Origin of the sequence: [Clostridium] scindens (assembly GCF_019597925.1) — a bacterium.
In the GTDB taxonomy this organism is placed as follows: domain Bacteria; phylum Bacillota; class Clostridia; order Lachnospirales; family Lachnospiraceae; genus Clostridium_AP.
Map to the genome: position 1 here is coordinate 2,629,978 of NZ_CP080442.1, position 14,881 is coordinate 2,644,858.

Genomic DNA, 14,881 nt, shown 5'->3' on the forward strand with positions numbered 1-14,881 from the left:
TCTGCTCCTAAACATTTAATATAAAATCATCCTGGTTTTTATAAAATACCCACATTCCAATGGCAACCATGATCACAGCCTCAATGATAGATATCATCAAGTTTTTAACCCCCGGTAATGAATTATACATGATAGTATCTCTGAACATCATTACCATGTTAGTAATTGGATTTAATAAAACAATCTTAGACAACCATTCTGGTAAAATATTCATTGGATAAATTACTGGAGTTAAATACATCAGTGCTGTGACAAAAACAGAATACAAGTGCATAATATCACGAAATTTAACTGTTAATGCTGCTAAGAGCAACCCCATTCCTACCGAAAATACCACTAAAACAGTAAGTGGGATCCACGACAATAAAACTGTCCAATTCAATTCTGATCTTGTTACTACCATGACAACGATCAGTGCACAGAAAGAAGCGCCTAAATTAATCACACTGGAAACTATTCTAGATAGAACAAACAAATATTTAGGCATATATACCTTCTTAATTAAAGAAGCATTTCCTATAATGGCTCCCATTGAAGAGGTTGTAGACTCAGAAAAAAAGTTAAAGACAACTTGACCACATAATAAGTACAGCGGAAAATTATCAACTGCAAATTTAAATAAATTCATATAGACTACTGAAAGAACAGCCATCATACAAAGAGGGTTCAATAATGTCCAAAAAACTCCCAAAATGGATCTGCGATATTTAATTTTTATATCCCTAGCAACAAGTTCACTTAATAATGGTCTGAACTTCAAAAAATTTTGTACATATTGTGTCACATTGTACCTCCTAAAATTATTAACTATTTTATTTTTAATCTTAAATATGAAATAACACAAACTAGCAGTATCTAACGATACTGCTGGTTAATCAAATTAATTAATAACTATTACTGTTTTACAATTAAATAACATTTTAAAACCACTCTTCATTTAAAAGATACTTATTAAATTCAAATCCTGACTTTTTATTAAATTTAATTCTCAGAATAATCTTTTTAATTATAGCACCCTTAACAAAGATTATCAACTTACATTTTTTACTTACTATATGCAATGATAAAAAATTACAAGTTTAATTTAAATAATCTTTATCTCATTACAATTCTTCTAATTATATGCTGAACAACATAAAACTGAAGCATCATGCTTGACCATATCATAAAATCATTCAAGGATTTCTTTAATACAACTGTATTATTTCTCATTATACCTATTGCAAATATTGGAAGAAATGGCAGGAAGTACCTGCCCTGTACCCCTTCAACAACCTTCCCTCCTAATTGTGTATAGTCAAGCATAAGCACTGTCAGGATTGCGAAAAACATTAATATACAGATAGCAATATAAAAAACTCTTTGACTGGAATCTATGAGCAATACATCTTTTTCAGTTTTTATTGCTGATAATAAAATTAACAGGAAAAAGCCAATAGCAATTACTATTGGTATTTGTATATCTAACCACCCCAAGTTTGCCCCCAACATACTGGAAAAATAAAAATCAATCTTTTCCTCTAATGTAGAATAAAAAATCCATAATGTTTTCAAAGGGTTTTTAACAATATGACCTAGTGTGTAATGACTTACCGCTCCCTCGCTACCAATACCGATAGTATTACCGCCGTTTAAGATCCCCAACATTCTACTTAATTGGGTAGCACCTACACTAATTATTCCTGCCAATGCAACTATTATACAACTTGTCTTTTTTCTTATACACTTAGCATTGTTTATAAGAAGACACATCATAGGTATAAAAATATAGACTATCTTTATAGCAGACAAAATGATACATAAACAAGACAAAACCACCCAGTCTGCTATTTGAACTTTTTCCTTAGTATAAATCAAATAAAAATTGTATGCTATTGTAAAAAATGACAGTGTAATTAAAAAACTATCATATGAATAAGAAGTCCCTAATTCTAATGTCATTGGCAATAAAGAAGTTAAATAAATCACCATTTTCCCAAAAGGCATCAATTTTATTGCGTATCTTATCACAAAAGCATACGTAAATAAAGAGAATACTCTTCCAAATATCATTACACTAAATGCATTTAAAGAAAGAATCCTAGCCAGAGTTATCCCTAATATTTGCGGTAAATAAAAGATTAAGCCCCTATCTATAACAGAAGCGGCCTTAAGGCTCTCTTCTGTATGCGTGTTAGGTGCATCCCAATCTTCGTAAAGATCTATATAAGAACTTTTATTAGGATGTGTGTATAAGGAGTACCCTTCCTCATATAAAATCGCATTGCCATTACTATCTATATTTTCAAGTCCTAGCAACTTACTTGATTCAGAATACGTAGACGCAAAATGCGTTCTACCATCTGGCACAGTACCTGTTGGGAATATGAGAATATATGTCAAGCCAATTCCAAGAACCATTACTAGAAAAATATTTTCAGTCTTAAATTTTTTAATTATTCCCCAAATTCCTAAACCTAATGTAGAAAACAATAGTATTAGACAACATACATAGACTTTTTTAATAATATCATTTCCTTGTGCAACAATAGAGAGATTAAGTCCTCCTTTTATATAAGTCTCATTTTTTTTCAGCCCTAGAGACTCATTTTTCTCAGAATACACAACACTTATACTGCCAGAGGCTGCCTCGTTTACATATATTTTCAAAAGATACGATTCATTAATACTTTTTAATGGCTTTTTTAATTCAAAAGTACTAATTGCATCTACTGGTAAATCTCTTATTTGATTTTCCCAACTTTGAATTAATTCATTATTCTCTTTCTTATAGATAGAGATATTTATATTACCACTATATTTTTTACTATTCTTTTTTCTAAAGCATAATTTTATCCTAGACATATTGCCATCAGCAATGTATATCTCTTGGCTTATCGTTTCACCATGTATTAAGTCAATTTCATTATCATTCTCTGTCCACCCAATAAGATTTTTTCCTTCAACACTAGATGGAATAATAGACTCTTTATATGTATATAAAGAGGTGGCAATTAATATTAGAATCGAAACTATTATTAAAATTATTTTTTTTATCTTTTTACTATACTTTTCCCAATTTAACACCACATCTTCTTCCTCTCTTAACCCTTCCTTATCGCTTTGTTAATTCTTGATCAATTGTTTTACGCTCGTTTTCTTCATTATTTTTACTTTCTTTTTCAAATAAAGCCAGTTCTTGCGCCAGGTTTTTAACCTTAATTGACATTCTTGAAACAGCAATTGTCAATATAAATATTATACCAAGAGAAAAACAAAAGCCCAAAAAGAATAACATATTAACCGGCACGCCTATTCCCACAATATTTGCCATCCAAGTAATTAATTGTGGAAACATATCAAGAATAAAAATACTGATACCCACCAATAACCAAGCAAGTGCATATCTCAATTCCAAAGATTTTTTCCGTATCATATTAATTATAATAACCAATGCAAGTATAATAAAAAGAGCAACAAAAACTTGTATTTTTATATTCATTTCCCCACCTACTTTCTAACACATTCGATTAAAATTGCCAAAGATACCTTCACCATATAATATATTGATTTCTTTACAGAAATGGAAGAAATCCCCCCACTTCGCTCCCTCATTATTACAGGAATTTCTTCCACCTTCATTCCATTTCTTAAAATTGCCACAACACTCTCTGGTTCGGGATAATCTTTTGGATAGTCTTCCGCAAACATTTTCATTACCTTTAGATTTACCATTCTTAGTCCTGAAGTAGGGTCTGTGATTTTTCTTCCTGTTAGCAGCCTTATCAACCCTGTAAAATATTTTATTCCAATTCTTCTTGTACTTGATGACTGGAACCCCTCTTTATTAATAAAGCGAGATCCAATTACCATATCCACTTCTTTATCCTTCATATAATCAGACATACTTTCCAAAAAACCAGCATCATGCTGCCCATCGCCATCTATTTGGACTGCCAAATCATATCCCTCTTTAATTCCATATTTGTATCCTGTCTGAACAGCTCCGCCAATTCCTAAATTTACAGGTAAATTAATAATATTATAACCATTATTTTCGCAAACTTTCCTTGTATCATCTACAGAGCAATCATTTATGACAACATAATCAAAGTCTTGCGCCTTTTTCTTTACCTCTTCAATAGTCTCTTTTATACTCTCACCTTCATTATATGCAGGTATAATAATTAACTTTTTCATCAGTTCCCCCTAATTCGCTAAAGACATTAATAGTTTTCCTACCCATTTATCGAAGAAATTCTATTTCTCCAACACTTTACCTTTTTGCCTATACCTATTCAGTATATCAGAAACATTTAATTTAATAAATATTCCTTTTCACACGTATTCTATTATAAAACAGTATAAAAGCACAATAGTGACACTCAAAATTATATAATGCAATACTAGTTACTGCTTCCTAATTGCTGTAATGAAATTATCTTTTTACACATAAAACCTCTAAAATTGGTAAATTGATACAAAAATATACTACAAAAGTTAAATCAATAAATTTAAATAACAAAAACAAGCATAAGAAACTCCAAATACAAATACTGTAATATAATTATAGAAAAGTCCATCATTTTGCATAGTTCTTGACAAATCTCTAGACAATATTTTGAATATCAACTAAGATGCAATAAGAACTAGAATAAAAATCACAAAGTAACACATAACTTTCCAATATAAATCTCTGTTCAACTCCCTATTCACTAAACAAATTAACATAAAAACGAAGAAATCATATTATTACAGGCACCGTTGTCAAAATTTGATTTTCTCTATAAGTCATTCCTAACATCACATTAAGTTTAAATACTATTTATTAGATATTGACAAGCAATATATTATAATACAAATAAAAATGACAGTCATTAAAAACAATATCACATATTGGAACAGATTCCTTGTCGTTTAAAGACATACTATCGTTTAAATAAACTTACACAAAATAAAAAACAACAAGTAACTTTATGACTTGAATAATCTATTATCATCTGTTAGTTTGCATAATCTATCCTACTCGTACGCACAAACACCAGAAATAATATCTCGAAAAATTATATTGACGTATAACGCTCTACTTGTTTTAACTATATTATTACTATTGGCAAGCCATTGACTTATGTATTTTATAACTCTCAATAAATATGGATCCTCCAAATAGTATACAAAGTAAAACTACTGTCACAAAGAAACTTATTGAAGCGCCTCGGATTCCATCTAATCTAACTAAAGGACCTGATATTATGCCTGCTACAATAGCAACAACAATATAATCCACTAAAACACTTTTCATACATCTCATTATTGTCAATATATAATACATAGTAAAGCCAACGGCATTAATTCCACCTGCAAAAAGTAAAAAGACCAAAATCCCTTTATATGGGGTTAAATTGCATCCAGATAGCATAGAAAGAACTGGTATCCCTAGTAAAAATCCACCTATCATACAAACCAAAGTAATAACGCCCATCCCCAAAAACACTTTCGTCAGAATCATTTTAAAATCATGGAATTTTTTAGTATAAAAACTTTCAGACAACCGTGGTAACAATGGCCTAAGAACAAATCCTGCAAATAGATTTATTACTGAAACCGGCATGAATATAATCTGATAATATGCCTGATATTTATTCGTCATATTCCCATCTATTGCTATTCTTGACGCACTTAAAATATAAGTCCAACAGAACACTCCAATAAAAAGGGGAAAACAACTCCTGATTATTTTAACTATTTTACTTATATCAAAACTCACTTCTATTTTACAAAACATCTGCATTCTTCTTATATCATAATACCAAACACCAAATATCGCTATTATATCAGCAATAACTAATGATATAACTAATTTCCCTGATAATAGTAATCCCACAAGCAATACTAAAACAAATAAAATTGTCCTATACGCCAGGGACTTTCCTGCCAGATCCAATCTACCAATTTTTTGGAAATGTGATTCATAAACATCTGCGTAACCATCAAGCAACCGCAAGAAGCATACAAGCATAACTATAATGGATTTTTCAAAATTATAATTCTTTATTAGGATATATCCTAGAGATACTATGAGCATTATAACACATAAGATAATTTTGGCCATATGATATTCCGAAAATTTAAACTCATTCTTCGAATCTGTAATCTGATATGTTCTCATTTCAAAATAAGCTATATAGACAAGCATTTGGCTAAGAGTTAATGCAATTGAAAACATCCCACCTTCTTCAGCGCCTACTATATTAATTACAAATAAAGATAAAAGCATTGATGAAGCGGAATATACACCACTGCCAATCATATTCCATATAAAATTTTGTTTATCTGTTGGTTCTATATCTTTAATAACTTTCATGATTTTTGAAACCCACTATATCTTTAGCCGCAGACAACAAATTATTGCAAATTATAATATTCTTATCCTTTGCAATAATTTTCTTTTCTGCGTTTATCAAATATCCTTTAACTGGTTCTTTTTCACATAGTGCCAAATCCCTCAATTTGTCACCAATCACATATGATTTTGCAAAGTCTAAGTCAAATTCCTTCTGTGCTTGATAAAATAATTTCAATTGAGGTTTTCTACACTCACATCCATTCAAATGAGGGCAATAATATATTCGACTTATTACAACTCCTTCTTCCGCTAATTTATCGAGCATATTTTTATGAAACTCCTCCATTTGTTCTATTGAAAAAAAACCTCTAGCAATACCCGATTGGTTTGTCACAATAATTAATTTATAGCCTGCAGCCTGAAGCAGTTTTAATCCTTGTACAGCTCCGTCAATAAATTGCAATTTTTCTTTTTCGTAAACATAGCCATAATCTACATTAATTGTCCCATCCCTATCAAGAAAGACTGCTGAAACTCCTCTTTTCATTAATTATATACCTCGGATATTCTGTTGATTATATTAGTAGTTGAGAGACCTTTTTCCAAATCTATAAATATCATACTTCCTCCATAGGACTCTATAATCGTCTTCTCAGGCATCTCTTTTCCTTCCCAGTCTTTCCCCTTTACTACTATATCAGGTTGCAAAATCTTAAGTATTCTTTCTGGTGTCGTGTCATCCATGACTACAACATAATCCACACACTCTATACTACATAACATTTTTATTCGATTCTCTTGACTTATAATAGGTCGTTTATCGCCTTTAATTTTTTTTACTGATGAATCACTATTTACTGCAACAATTAAAACATCTCCAAATTTTTTTGCTTGCAAAAAAGAATGTATATGACCTGCATGAAGCAGATCAAAACACCCATTTGTAAATACCAGTTTTTTCCCTTTTTCATGCAATCCCGACACGATATATTTAGCCACTTGTAGATCAATTTCTTTAAATTCACCACTAGTAATAATACTGCTTATTAATTCATTTAAAGATAGCGTTGATGTTCCAAATTTTGAGCATACTATTGATGCTGCAATATTTGCAACAATGCAACACTCTTCTATTGTATATCCAACTCCTAAGCATACAGCAACAACCGATACCACTGTGTCACCAGCACCTGTAACATCTACAACATCTTTTTCAATTGCCGGAAAGTCCTTTTTTATATTTTCATTCCCGATCAACGATATACCTTTTTCAGATCTAGTAATCATTAAGTTTTTTATTTGTAATCCTTCTTTTAGTTTTCTTCCATTCTTTTCAATTTCTATCTCAGTTTTTATATTTTTTCTACTAACCTGCCGCAATTCATTCATATTTGGCGTACAGACAAACGCACCACTGTATTTTGTATAATCTGTACCTTTGGGATCAACAACACTAACTATATGTTTTGTATTTGCATATCTAATTAATAGTTGCGCTATATCTTTTCGAATAGTTCCTTTCCCATAATCTGAAATAATTAACACATCTACCTGTTCAAATATACTATCTATATTCTCTGAAACAAAACCATAAAATTCATCAGAAGCATCTTGGATCACCTCTTCATCACAACGTAAAAATTGTTGCTTTTTAGAAACCAAACGCGTTTTCACAATAGTCTTGACATTTTCACTTTGCATAAGGAAATTTGTATCTATATCTTTCGAATTCAATTCTCCTTTTATCCATTGACCATCAATATCTAACCCTATGCATCCTACAGTTCTAACCTTCGCTCCTAACATCGCTATATTATTTACTACGTTCCCTGCCCCTCCAAGTTTACTTATTTTATTCGTGACTTCGAGCACTGGAACAGGTGCTTCGGGAGAAATTCTGCTAACATTGCCCTCAATATATTTGTCAACCATAAAATCTCCAATTACTAATATATTTAAAGTTTTTATATTATGCAAAAATTCAGCATTCATATTTTTTACTACTCCTTCGTTAACATTTTACTTACAACATCCCAAGCCATCTCTTTTGTAATATTTTCAATACAAGGGAAAATTTCTTTGTTGCTATATCTACAATAATTATTACAATCATAACACTCCATCTTATTGCAAATCAAATTAGGATTTTTATACCCTTCTTTAGCATAGTCATAATTTGCATATCGAGTATAAGTGTATCCTCCGCAAATCAAAGCCACATCGCATTGTTTGGCTACCGCTATGTGGTAAGCGCTAGTATCATTTGTAACAACCAAAGATGCTCTTCCCACTAATTCAACGAACTCACAAATATCTGTTTTTCCAACAAAATTCATTTTGTCTACTTCAGGAATCAATTCAATAAATTGTTTAATAATTGGCCAATCATGATTGGTTCCACAAACAACCAGTTTCATTCCTGTCTTGTTCTGGATTTTTTTTGCTAAATAAGCAAACCTATCTAGCGGCCAGCGTTTTACTGCCATACTAGCAGTAGGGAAAATTATAAAAAACTTTTGTGGTAAGTCTAACTTTAATTTAACAGTTGGGAAATTCGCCGGATGAGGAATGCATGTTTCATCCCCTAGTTTTTTAATAAATTCAGCATAAAATTCTATAAGATGCATTTTATGTCTATCCAGTTCTATAACCTTATCATATATTCTATTTCTCATCCACTTTGGACATTGGACATGTGGAAGGGTACTATCAATCACTCCTATTTTGAATTTTCCTAACGCAGCACGTGTTATAAAAACATTTGTTGTACAACTATCACAACCTACAGGATCTATTATAATATCATAAGTTTGGGACCTAATCCTCTTAAATAATATTTTTCTCTTTTTTAAGTTTAATATTGCATCGGCAAAATCAAACGGAAGTACATAATCAAATAATCCAGTTTTTTCATACAAAGATTTAAAAGCACTTTGGCAAGCTATAGATAATTCATACTTGTCTTTTGGGTACAATTTCCTATAATGATGAGCAATTCCCAAAAACATAATCCCATCTCCCAAAGCCATATTATATACGATTAGCACCTTCTTTTTGCTCGATAAACCTATACTCTTCTTCTTGTTTAAACCTATAAGCAATATTCTATCGATAAAGTAAAACAGACTTCTTATTCTCTGTAAAGAAGATACTCTCCAAAGTGTTTGATTAATTTTCAAAAAAACATTAGAAATATTATATGAATTATCTTTCATTCTTAATTCCTCATATACCCATTAATATTCTTTAAATGCTTGATCCACAAATGAACAAATAATATGGATACACATTTCATGTAACTCCTGTATTCTCGCCGTTTTATCTGCAGGTACTATCAATGACAAATCACAGGCTTCGCATAACTTTCCTCCATCTTTTCCCAACAATCCTATTGTAAATATTCCCTTATCTCTAGCCAGGCTAACACTTTTAATAATATTCTCAGAATTACCACTTGTTGATATGCCAATAAATGCATCTCCCTCTTGAGATATTGCTTCTAACTGTCTGGAAAATATATTCCCAAACGAATAATCATTTGCCACGCTTGTAAGAATAGATGTATCAGTAGTTAATGCAATGGCAGGCAGCCCTCGTCTTTCCGTCTCAAAGCGTCCAACTAATTCTGCTGCAAAATGCTGTGCATCAGCTGCTGATCCCCCATTCCCCGCGATTAATAATTTATGTCCTGCTTTCAATGTATTAATTACACTTTCCGAAATTTGAACAATCTTTTCTATATAATAATCGCTTTGCATTTTTTCTAAACATATCTTTTTCTCATCAATTACATCTTTAATATACTCTTTCATAATTCTAATCTCTTTCTGCTTTTAATTTATTTAAATTCTCTGATACTCTTTTTTCTATGGTTTCATAAAGCAAAATTGCAATAAAAATAATAATCGGTATAGTGATAATCATATTAATATATGGATTCATTCTTCCTCCATTTATTGCAACAACTGCCTGTTGGATTGGAAATCCGCATAGATACATCGCATATGACCAATTGCCACTTTTCCACATATGAGGAAATAATTCTCTACTTCCAAACGCAATATATATTAAACTATAAGAAAAGAACAAAACAAATCCTAATTTCAAATATCCCAGGTACCCCAAGATGCCAAAAAGAACTAAAGGCACTATAAACCAACAATAATTCATTATAATACAGTCTCTATAAATTGCAAAAAGCACTCCTACACAAAAACATAACACAGGAAAAAGAACAGTTGTCAACATAGGCATTTCTACCTTAGCGGCAATATAACACGTTCCTAAACTCCCCAATATAACAAACGGTATTGTCATCCACAGTCTACCTTTTACTAATATTTTTAGTTTATGCCCACCAAAACATATAACATAACACAAAAACTCTACCGGCAATGTCCATAATGCTCCATTAACCGTCGCAGTATAAATATTATCTTTAAATACCCCTGGTAGATCATGCTGTAAAACAAAAATTGAATTCAGAAAATATTTATAGGTATTTATATCTTTAAAATATTCAGTAAGACTAACTTGGGTCATCAGCGGTCCAAGTATTATTACGGATAAACTAACTGTCATAAACAATAGTGGAAAAATCCTAGCACATCTTACTACAAAAAATTCTTTTCCCGTTGGAGCCTTTTTAAAACCTCTTGTTATTAAAAATCCTGAGTACAAAAAGAAAACTCCAACAGCAAAGGCTCCCATTGTTACTTGTCCACCCGAATAATGATAAAACCATTCCCCTTCAAAATTTCCTGAAGATAATGCAAAAGAATGACTCATAATTACTAGAATCGCCGCAGCAAATCTAAAAAAATGTAGATTATGACTCATTCCTTGCACTTCCCCTAACCTAACACTCACTATTTTCGATTCCTCCTGTGTTTCGGTAATTCTCTATTATTTTTTTAATCTTACTATTATCCCCCCATATTTCCGGCGAATCATATGGCCTTTCCGGAAAAGCACCATATTGTAATTGTATCTTAAAACCTTTTTTTCTCAAAAATTCTTCTACTTTATCTCCCAAACTTACAGGTACTCCAGAGCAACAATTAATTACTCCGCTAATCTCTTTCTGCATAGCTGTTAATGCTATCTGTTCTGATAGTTCATTTACATCTATAAAATCATATTTATTTTTACCTGTTGTAAATGGAAAAACTTTTTTTCCTTCATTTTCAGCCTCTATAATTTTAGTAAAAATGGAATGATTTTTCATATCATCTCCTAAAATATAGAATGCTCGTATCCATTGATATGTCGCTCCATATTCTTTACATAATTCTCTAGTAGCTTCTCGCAAGGCATTCTTTGCTATTCCATAATATGATAATGGATTTGCAGGTGTCTCTTCCGTAACAGCGCCTTCCCAATATCCTACTTCATGCATTGACCCCATCACAACTATTTGAGGCAATCCGCCTGAAAGCATATTTCTTATAAAAACATAATGACTAGATAGATTCTCCATATGTGAATGGGCTTTATGGGAGAAGCCATCTTTCCAAGCCAAATGTATGCATATATCAGGACGGTCCATTTCATTATAAATATTAACGTTGCCATCAAATAAAGGGATGTCCATTTTTGTAACTTCATCTCCATAGCAGGACATATCTAGATCTGTCACAAAGACCTGCTGTCCTTTTTTAAGCAAAGTTTCCACGATATGTCTACCAATATATCCAGATGCCCCAGTAACCAATATTTTTTTCATTTCTTTCTCCTTTACTAATTTACTATACTACATTACTTTTTTCACTAATTGCATATAACTTATTAATTAAATATGCGATTGGCCTTGGCCATAATGTAGATAATATTTCAAAATCTTCTTTCTTACGTATATTTTCACTAAGATTCAATGTTGTCGCTGATTCCGGATATATCCTATGTAATAGTAACTTTTGAGGTATATAAACAAATCCCCCTTTTTCCTTTGCCAAATCAACCCACGTCTTATAATCACAACTATTTTTATAATATGTGTCAAAAATATCATTTCCAAGTTTTGTTTTTACAAATGTAACAGTGGGACAACAAATCGCGCATCCTAATCCCAACAATCTTCTTCTAAGCCAGACTACGTTTTGTAGCACTTTGAATTTCAAAGGAAAATTCATAATTCTTTTTATTTTTAACAACAAATTTGTTGTCTCTTTTTTTCCCTTTTTCAATTCACAATAATCCGTAAAACTCAGGAGGGGATCAGTTGCAGAATTTAAAGCCTCTAATGTTCCTTTCAAAAAATCTTTCGCATATAAATCATCTTGATGGGCAATCGTCACCAACGGAGTGTTTACCTGATTGTAACCATAATTCCAATCATCTCCTGCTAAGTGTGGTTCAGAATTAATTATGATAGGAATATTATATTTTCCACAAATATTTTTAATATAATCATTAGGAGTAGAAGTTGAAAGCACGACTCTACTCTTAACAGATTGACTCAATAAAGTTTTTATTGTGTTTTCTAAATATGCATTTTCCTTATATGCACATATTACAAACGTATGATCTGCTCCTGTAAACATATTGTTATTTCCTTTCTCCCCCAAAATACCATGATTTATTATATTAAATAATAAGTTAAAAGTCAAACCCTAGCAAAAACGAAAATTTTATTATTATATAAAGATAAAATTTAATAAAGACACTATCGGTAGCAATCTTAACCACCAATAGTGATCCTTATTAATCTTAATATTTTATTAAACAGCCAAACCAATATTTGCTCAATTGGTTTCCTCTCTATGTCTACCTGTTTTCTATATTCAACTTACGTATTGCTTCCATAACTTCAATCTTATCTTCTTTATAAGTAACTCCAAACCATTTATCTGAAGATTCTAATACTTTCACTTCAATAAGGCCATTTTCTAACATTTCTCCAATAATAGTGGGCAGCAAATATTCAGTCTTTAGATCTTCTTCTTGCAATTCACTAAGGAATTTTTTAAACCCCAAAGATAAACTTTCAAAAAAAGTCGGGGTAAACCCCCACATATTCATAGACACCACTGAATCTATATCTATTGGTATACTGCAATTCCCTTTTTCCACCTGTGCACCAGCCGTTGTTTTAACTATATTATGTGTTTCCACAATTTCTGAAAGCATATGCTTTTTATCCACTGTACAAACACCTCGTGTAACACCACCATTTTCACTTAAGGTATTTTTTAACACAAATCCTATCATACAGGCAGATAATTTCTTAACATTTTGATTATTTTTTAGTTCAATTAAATACTCATAAGATATCCTATAGGCTTCTTTGCCGTAATAGTCATCCGCATTTATAACCAAGAATGGCTCCTGAATAACATCCTTACAGCAGAGAATTGCCTGACCTGTTCCCCATGGTTTTTTACGATTTATAAATTTAGTTTTAAATTCTCTGGGTATATCATCTACTTCTTGATATGCATATTTAACTTCAATATTTTTCTCAATACGTTTTCCTATTATTTGTTTAAAATCTTTATCAATATCTTTTCTAATAACGAATACTATTTTATTAAAACCAGCCTCTAACGCGTCTTTAATCGAATAATCCATAATAATCTCACCATTCGGTCCAACAGGCTCTAACTGTTTTATCCCTCCTCCAAAACGGCTTCCAATACCAGCCGCCATTATTACTAATGTTGCCTTTCCCATTATCCTTCCTCCAATTACTAGTCTTTCCTGAATTATATTTCAAAACGATTGTATCACATCCATTTCGATATGTCGAATGTGTCCCTTTTATTACCTATATTACTTACAAACCTTTCAACATTCATATTTAACAAACAAGCCTTAACGTAAAATTGTTTATTTGTAAATGTAATATGCTTAATTCCTAACGTTCTCCAATAGTTTTGTATTTTATTACCCGTTTCTTCCTTATTTTTTGCATCTTCTCATAAATGGCCCCCTAACCATAGTGGAAATGTATATAGGTTTCCAATTTCCAGGTATAAATACAGGTGTAACAAAATTAAGTATCCATCAATAAAACCTCCTGTCATCTAAGTGCATATATAACTCCTCGACAAGTACTTTTTTAAGAAAAACGAATTAAGAAATATTCTCTCTTTTACGCAAGCACAAAAATTCCTCTCCTCTACAAATCGTATATCTTTCAGTCGGTCAATAGTAATGTTTTCTAAAATCCAAAACAATTCCTCGAGTAAGATTCCTAACTTACAAAGAATTCCTTCCCCACTGTCCCTATCCATTATCAAGCAGCATATGTATAAGTGACAAAACCCTTTTTTAAAGTGCAACGCCTTTTTGTAACAGCATTTTCCATAGATAAGAATAAAAGATTGCCATATCAAACCATCTCATAAGCATTCGTGATAATTGCCATTAAACCTTCATTACTTTTACACATATCTGTACGGCCTGTTACCAGAAGAACCTTGCCCCCAGGCGGGTTGCCTAACACATTTTACGCAAGCAGAGTGTTACCGACAACCTCTGTACCTGATTGCTCTTCAATTTCTATACAGATACCCTGCATTTCCAGACAAAAATTAGCATATAGAAATATTTTGA

Annotated in this window: 13 protein-coding genes; all 13 read right to left on the reverse strand. The window is 31.5% G+C overall.

Features of this window, described 5'->3' with window-relative positions; genetic code table 11:
* Positions 1 to 7: 7 nt before the first annotated feature.
* The 13 genes from K0036_RS12630 to K0036_RS12690 all read right to left on the reverse strand — a co-directional run bounded on the left by K0036_RS12630 (position 8) and on the right by K0036_RS12690 (position 13,996).
* Positions 8 to 784: an ABC transporter permease gene (locus K0036_RS12630; RefSeq protein ID WP_220429884.1), complete on the reverse strand. Its 777-nt coding sequence runs from the start codon at positions 782 to 784 to the stop codon at positions 8 to 10.
* A gap of 311 nt (positions 785 to 1,095) precedes the next feature.
* Positions 1,096 to 3,066: a DUF2142 domain-containing protein gene (locus K0036_RS12635; protein ID WP_220429885.1), complete on the reverse strand. Its 1,971-nt coding sequence runs from the start codon at positions 3,064 to 3,066 to the stop codon at positions 1,096 to 1,098.
* Positions 3,067 to 3,094: 28 nt separating this feature from the next.
* Positions 3,095 to 3,481 carry a DUF2304 domain-containing protein gene (locus tag K0036_RS12640; protein WP_220429886.1) on the reverse strand — a complete coding sequence of 129 codons (387 nt, stop codon included), beginning with the start codon at positions 3,479 to 3,481 and terminating at the stop codon, positions 3,095 to 3,097.
* An 8-nt stretch (positions 3,482 to 3,489) separates the two neighbouring features.
* Positions 3,490 to 4,179 (reverse strand): glycosyltransferase family 2 protein, encoded by a 690-nt coding sequence (locus K0036_RS12645; protein WP_220429887.1) that lies wholly within the window; start codon positions 4,177 to 4,179, stop codon positions 3,490 to 3,492.
* A gap of 907 nt (positions 4,180 to 5,086) precedes the next feature.
* Positions 5,087 to 6,343, reverse strand: a complete 1,257-nt coding sequence (locus K0036_RS12650) for a lipopolysaccharide biosynthesis protein (protein WP_220429888.1) — start codon at positions 6,341 to 6,343, stop codon at positions 5,087 to 5,089.
* Positions 6,330 to 6,872 (reverse strand): D-glycero-alpha-D-manno-heptose-1,7-bisphosphate 7-phosphatase, encoded by a 543-nt coding sequence (locus K0036_RS12655; RefSeq protein WP_220429889.1) that lies wholly within the window; start codon positions 6,870 to 6,872, stop codon positions 6,330 to 6,332. Before K0036_RS12655 ends, K0036_RS12650 begins: the two co-directional genes overlap by 14 nt.
* On the reverse strand, positions 6,872 to 8,317 hold the full coding sequence (rfaE1, locus tag K0036_RS12660) for a D-glycero-beta-D-manno-heptose-7-phosphate kinase (protein ID WP_220429890.1): 1,446 nt from the start codon (positions 8,315 to 8,317) through the stop codon (positions 6,872 to 6,874). The genes K0036_RS12655 and rfaE1 overlap by 1 nt, the downstream gene beginning before the upstream one ends.
* Before the next feature lie 8 nt (positions 8,318 to 8,325).
* Positions 8,326 to 9,540: a glycosyltransferase family 9 protein gene (locus K0036_RS12665; protein ID WP_220429891.1), complete on the reverse strand. Its 1,215-nt coding sequence runs from the start codon at positions 9,538 to 9,540 to the stop codon at positions 8,326 to 8,328.
* Between the two features lie 21 nt (positions 9,541 to 9,561).
* Positions 9,562 to 10,137, reverse strand: coding sequence for a D-sedoheptulose 7-phosphate isomerase (gene gmhA / locus K0036_RS12670; protein ID WP_220429892.1), 576 nt, complete (start codon positions 10,135 to 10,137; stop codon positions 9,562 to 9,564).
* A 4-nt stretch (positions 10,138 to 10,141) separates the two neighbouring features.
* Positions 10,142 to 11,194 (reverse strand): acyltransferase family protein, encoded by a 1,053-nt coding sequence (locus tag K0036_RS12675; protein ID WP_220429893.1) that lies wholly within the window; start codon positions 11,192 to 11,194, stop codon positions 10,142 to 10,144.
* Positions 11,184 to 12,050 (reverse strand): NAD-dependent epimerase/dehydratase family protein, encoded by an 867-nt coding sequence (locus K0036_RS12680; RefSeq protein ID WP_220429894.1) that lies wholly within the window; start codon positions 12,048 to 12,050, stop codon positions 11,184 to 11,186. Before K0036_RS12680 ends, K0036_RS12675 begins: the two co-directional genes overlap by 11 nt.
* A 22-nt stretch (positions 12,051 to 12,072) precedes the next feature.
* Complete coding sequence (locus K0036_RS12685; protein WP_220429895.1) at positions 12,073 to 12,867, reverse strand: glycosyltransferase; 795 nt, start codon at positions 12,865 to 12,867, stop codon at positions 12,073 to 12,075.
* A gap of 223 nt (positions 12,868 to 13,090) precedes the next feature.
* Positions 13,091 to 13,996 carry a nucleotidyltransferase family protein gene (locus K0036_RS12690; protein ID WP_220429896.1) on the reverse strand — a complete coding sequence of 302 codons (906 nt, stop codon included), beginning with the start codon at positions 13,994 to 13,996 and terminating at the stop codon, positions 13,091 to 13,093.
* Positions 13,997 to 14,881 lie beyond the last annotated feature (885 nt).

Bases quoted from the DNA above. Each gene is read 5' to 3' on its own strand.
- K0036_RS12640 (WP_220429886.1), bottom strand. From the start codon at position 3,481: ATGAATATAAAAATACAAGTTTTTGTTGCTCTTTTTATTATACTTGCA.
- K0036_RS12645 (WP_220429887.1), bottom strand. From the start codon at position 4,179: ATGAAAAAGTTAATTATTATACCTGCATATAATGAAGGTGAGAGTATA.
- K0036_RS12650 (WP_220429888.1), bottom strand. From the start codon at position 6,343: ATGAAAGTTATTAAAGATATAGAACCAACAGATAAACAAAATTTTATA.
- K0036_RS12655 (WP_220429889.1), bottom strand. From the start codon at position 6,872: ATGAAAAGAGGAGTTTCAGCAGTCTTTCTTGATAGGGATGGGACAATT.
- rfaE1 (WP_220429890.1), bottom strand. From the start codon at position 8,317: ATGAATGCTGAATTTTTGCATAATATAAAAACTTTAAATATATTAGTA.
- K0036_RS12665 (WP_220429891.1), bottom strand. From the start codon at position 9,540: ATGAAAGATAATTCATATAATATTTCTAATGTTTTTTTGAAAATTAAT.
- gmhA (WP_220429892.1), bottom strand. From the start codon at position 10,137: ATGAAAGAGTATATTAAAGATGTAATTGATGAGAAAAAGATATGTTTA.
- K0036_RS12680 (WP_220429894.1), bottom strand. From the start codon at position 12,050: ATGAAAAAAATATTGGTTACTGGGGCATCTGGATATATTGGTAGACAT.
- K0036_RS12685 (WP_220429895.1), bottom strand. From the start codon at position 12,867: ATGTTTACAGGAGCAGATCATACGTTTGTAATATGTGCATATAAGGAA.
- K0036_RS12690 (WP_220429896.1), bottom strand. From the start codon at position 13,996: ATGGGAAAGGCAACATTAGTAATAATGGCGGCTGGTATTGGAAGCCGT.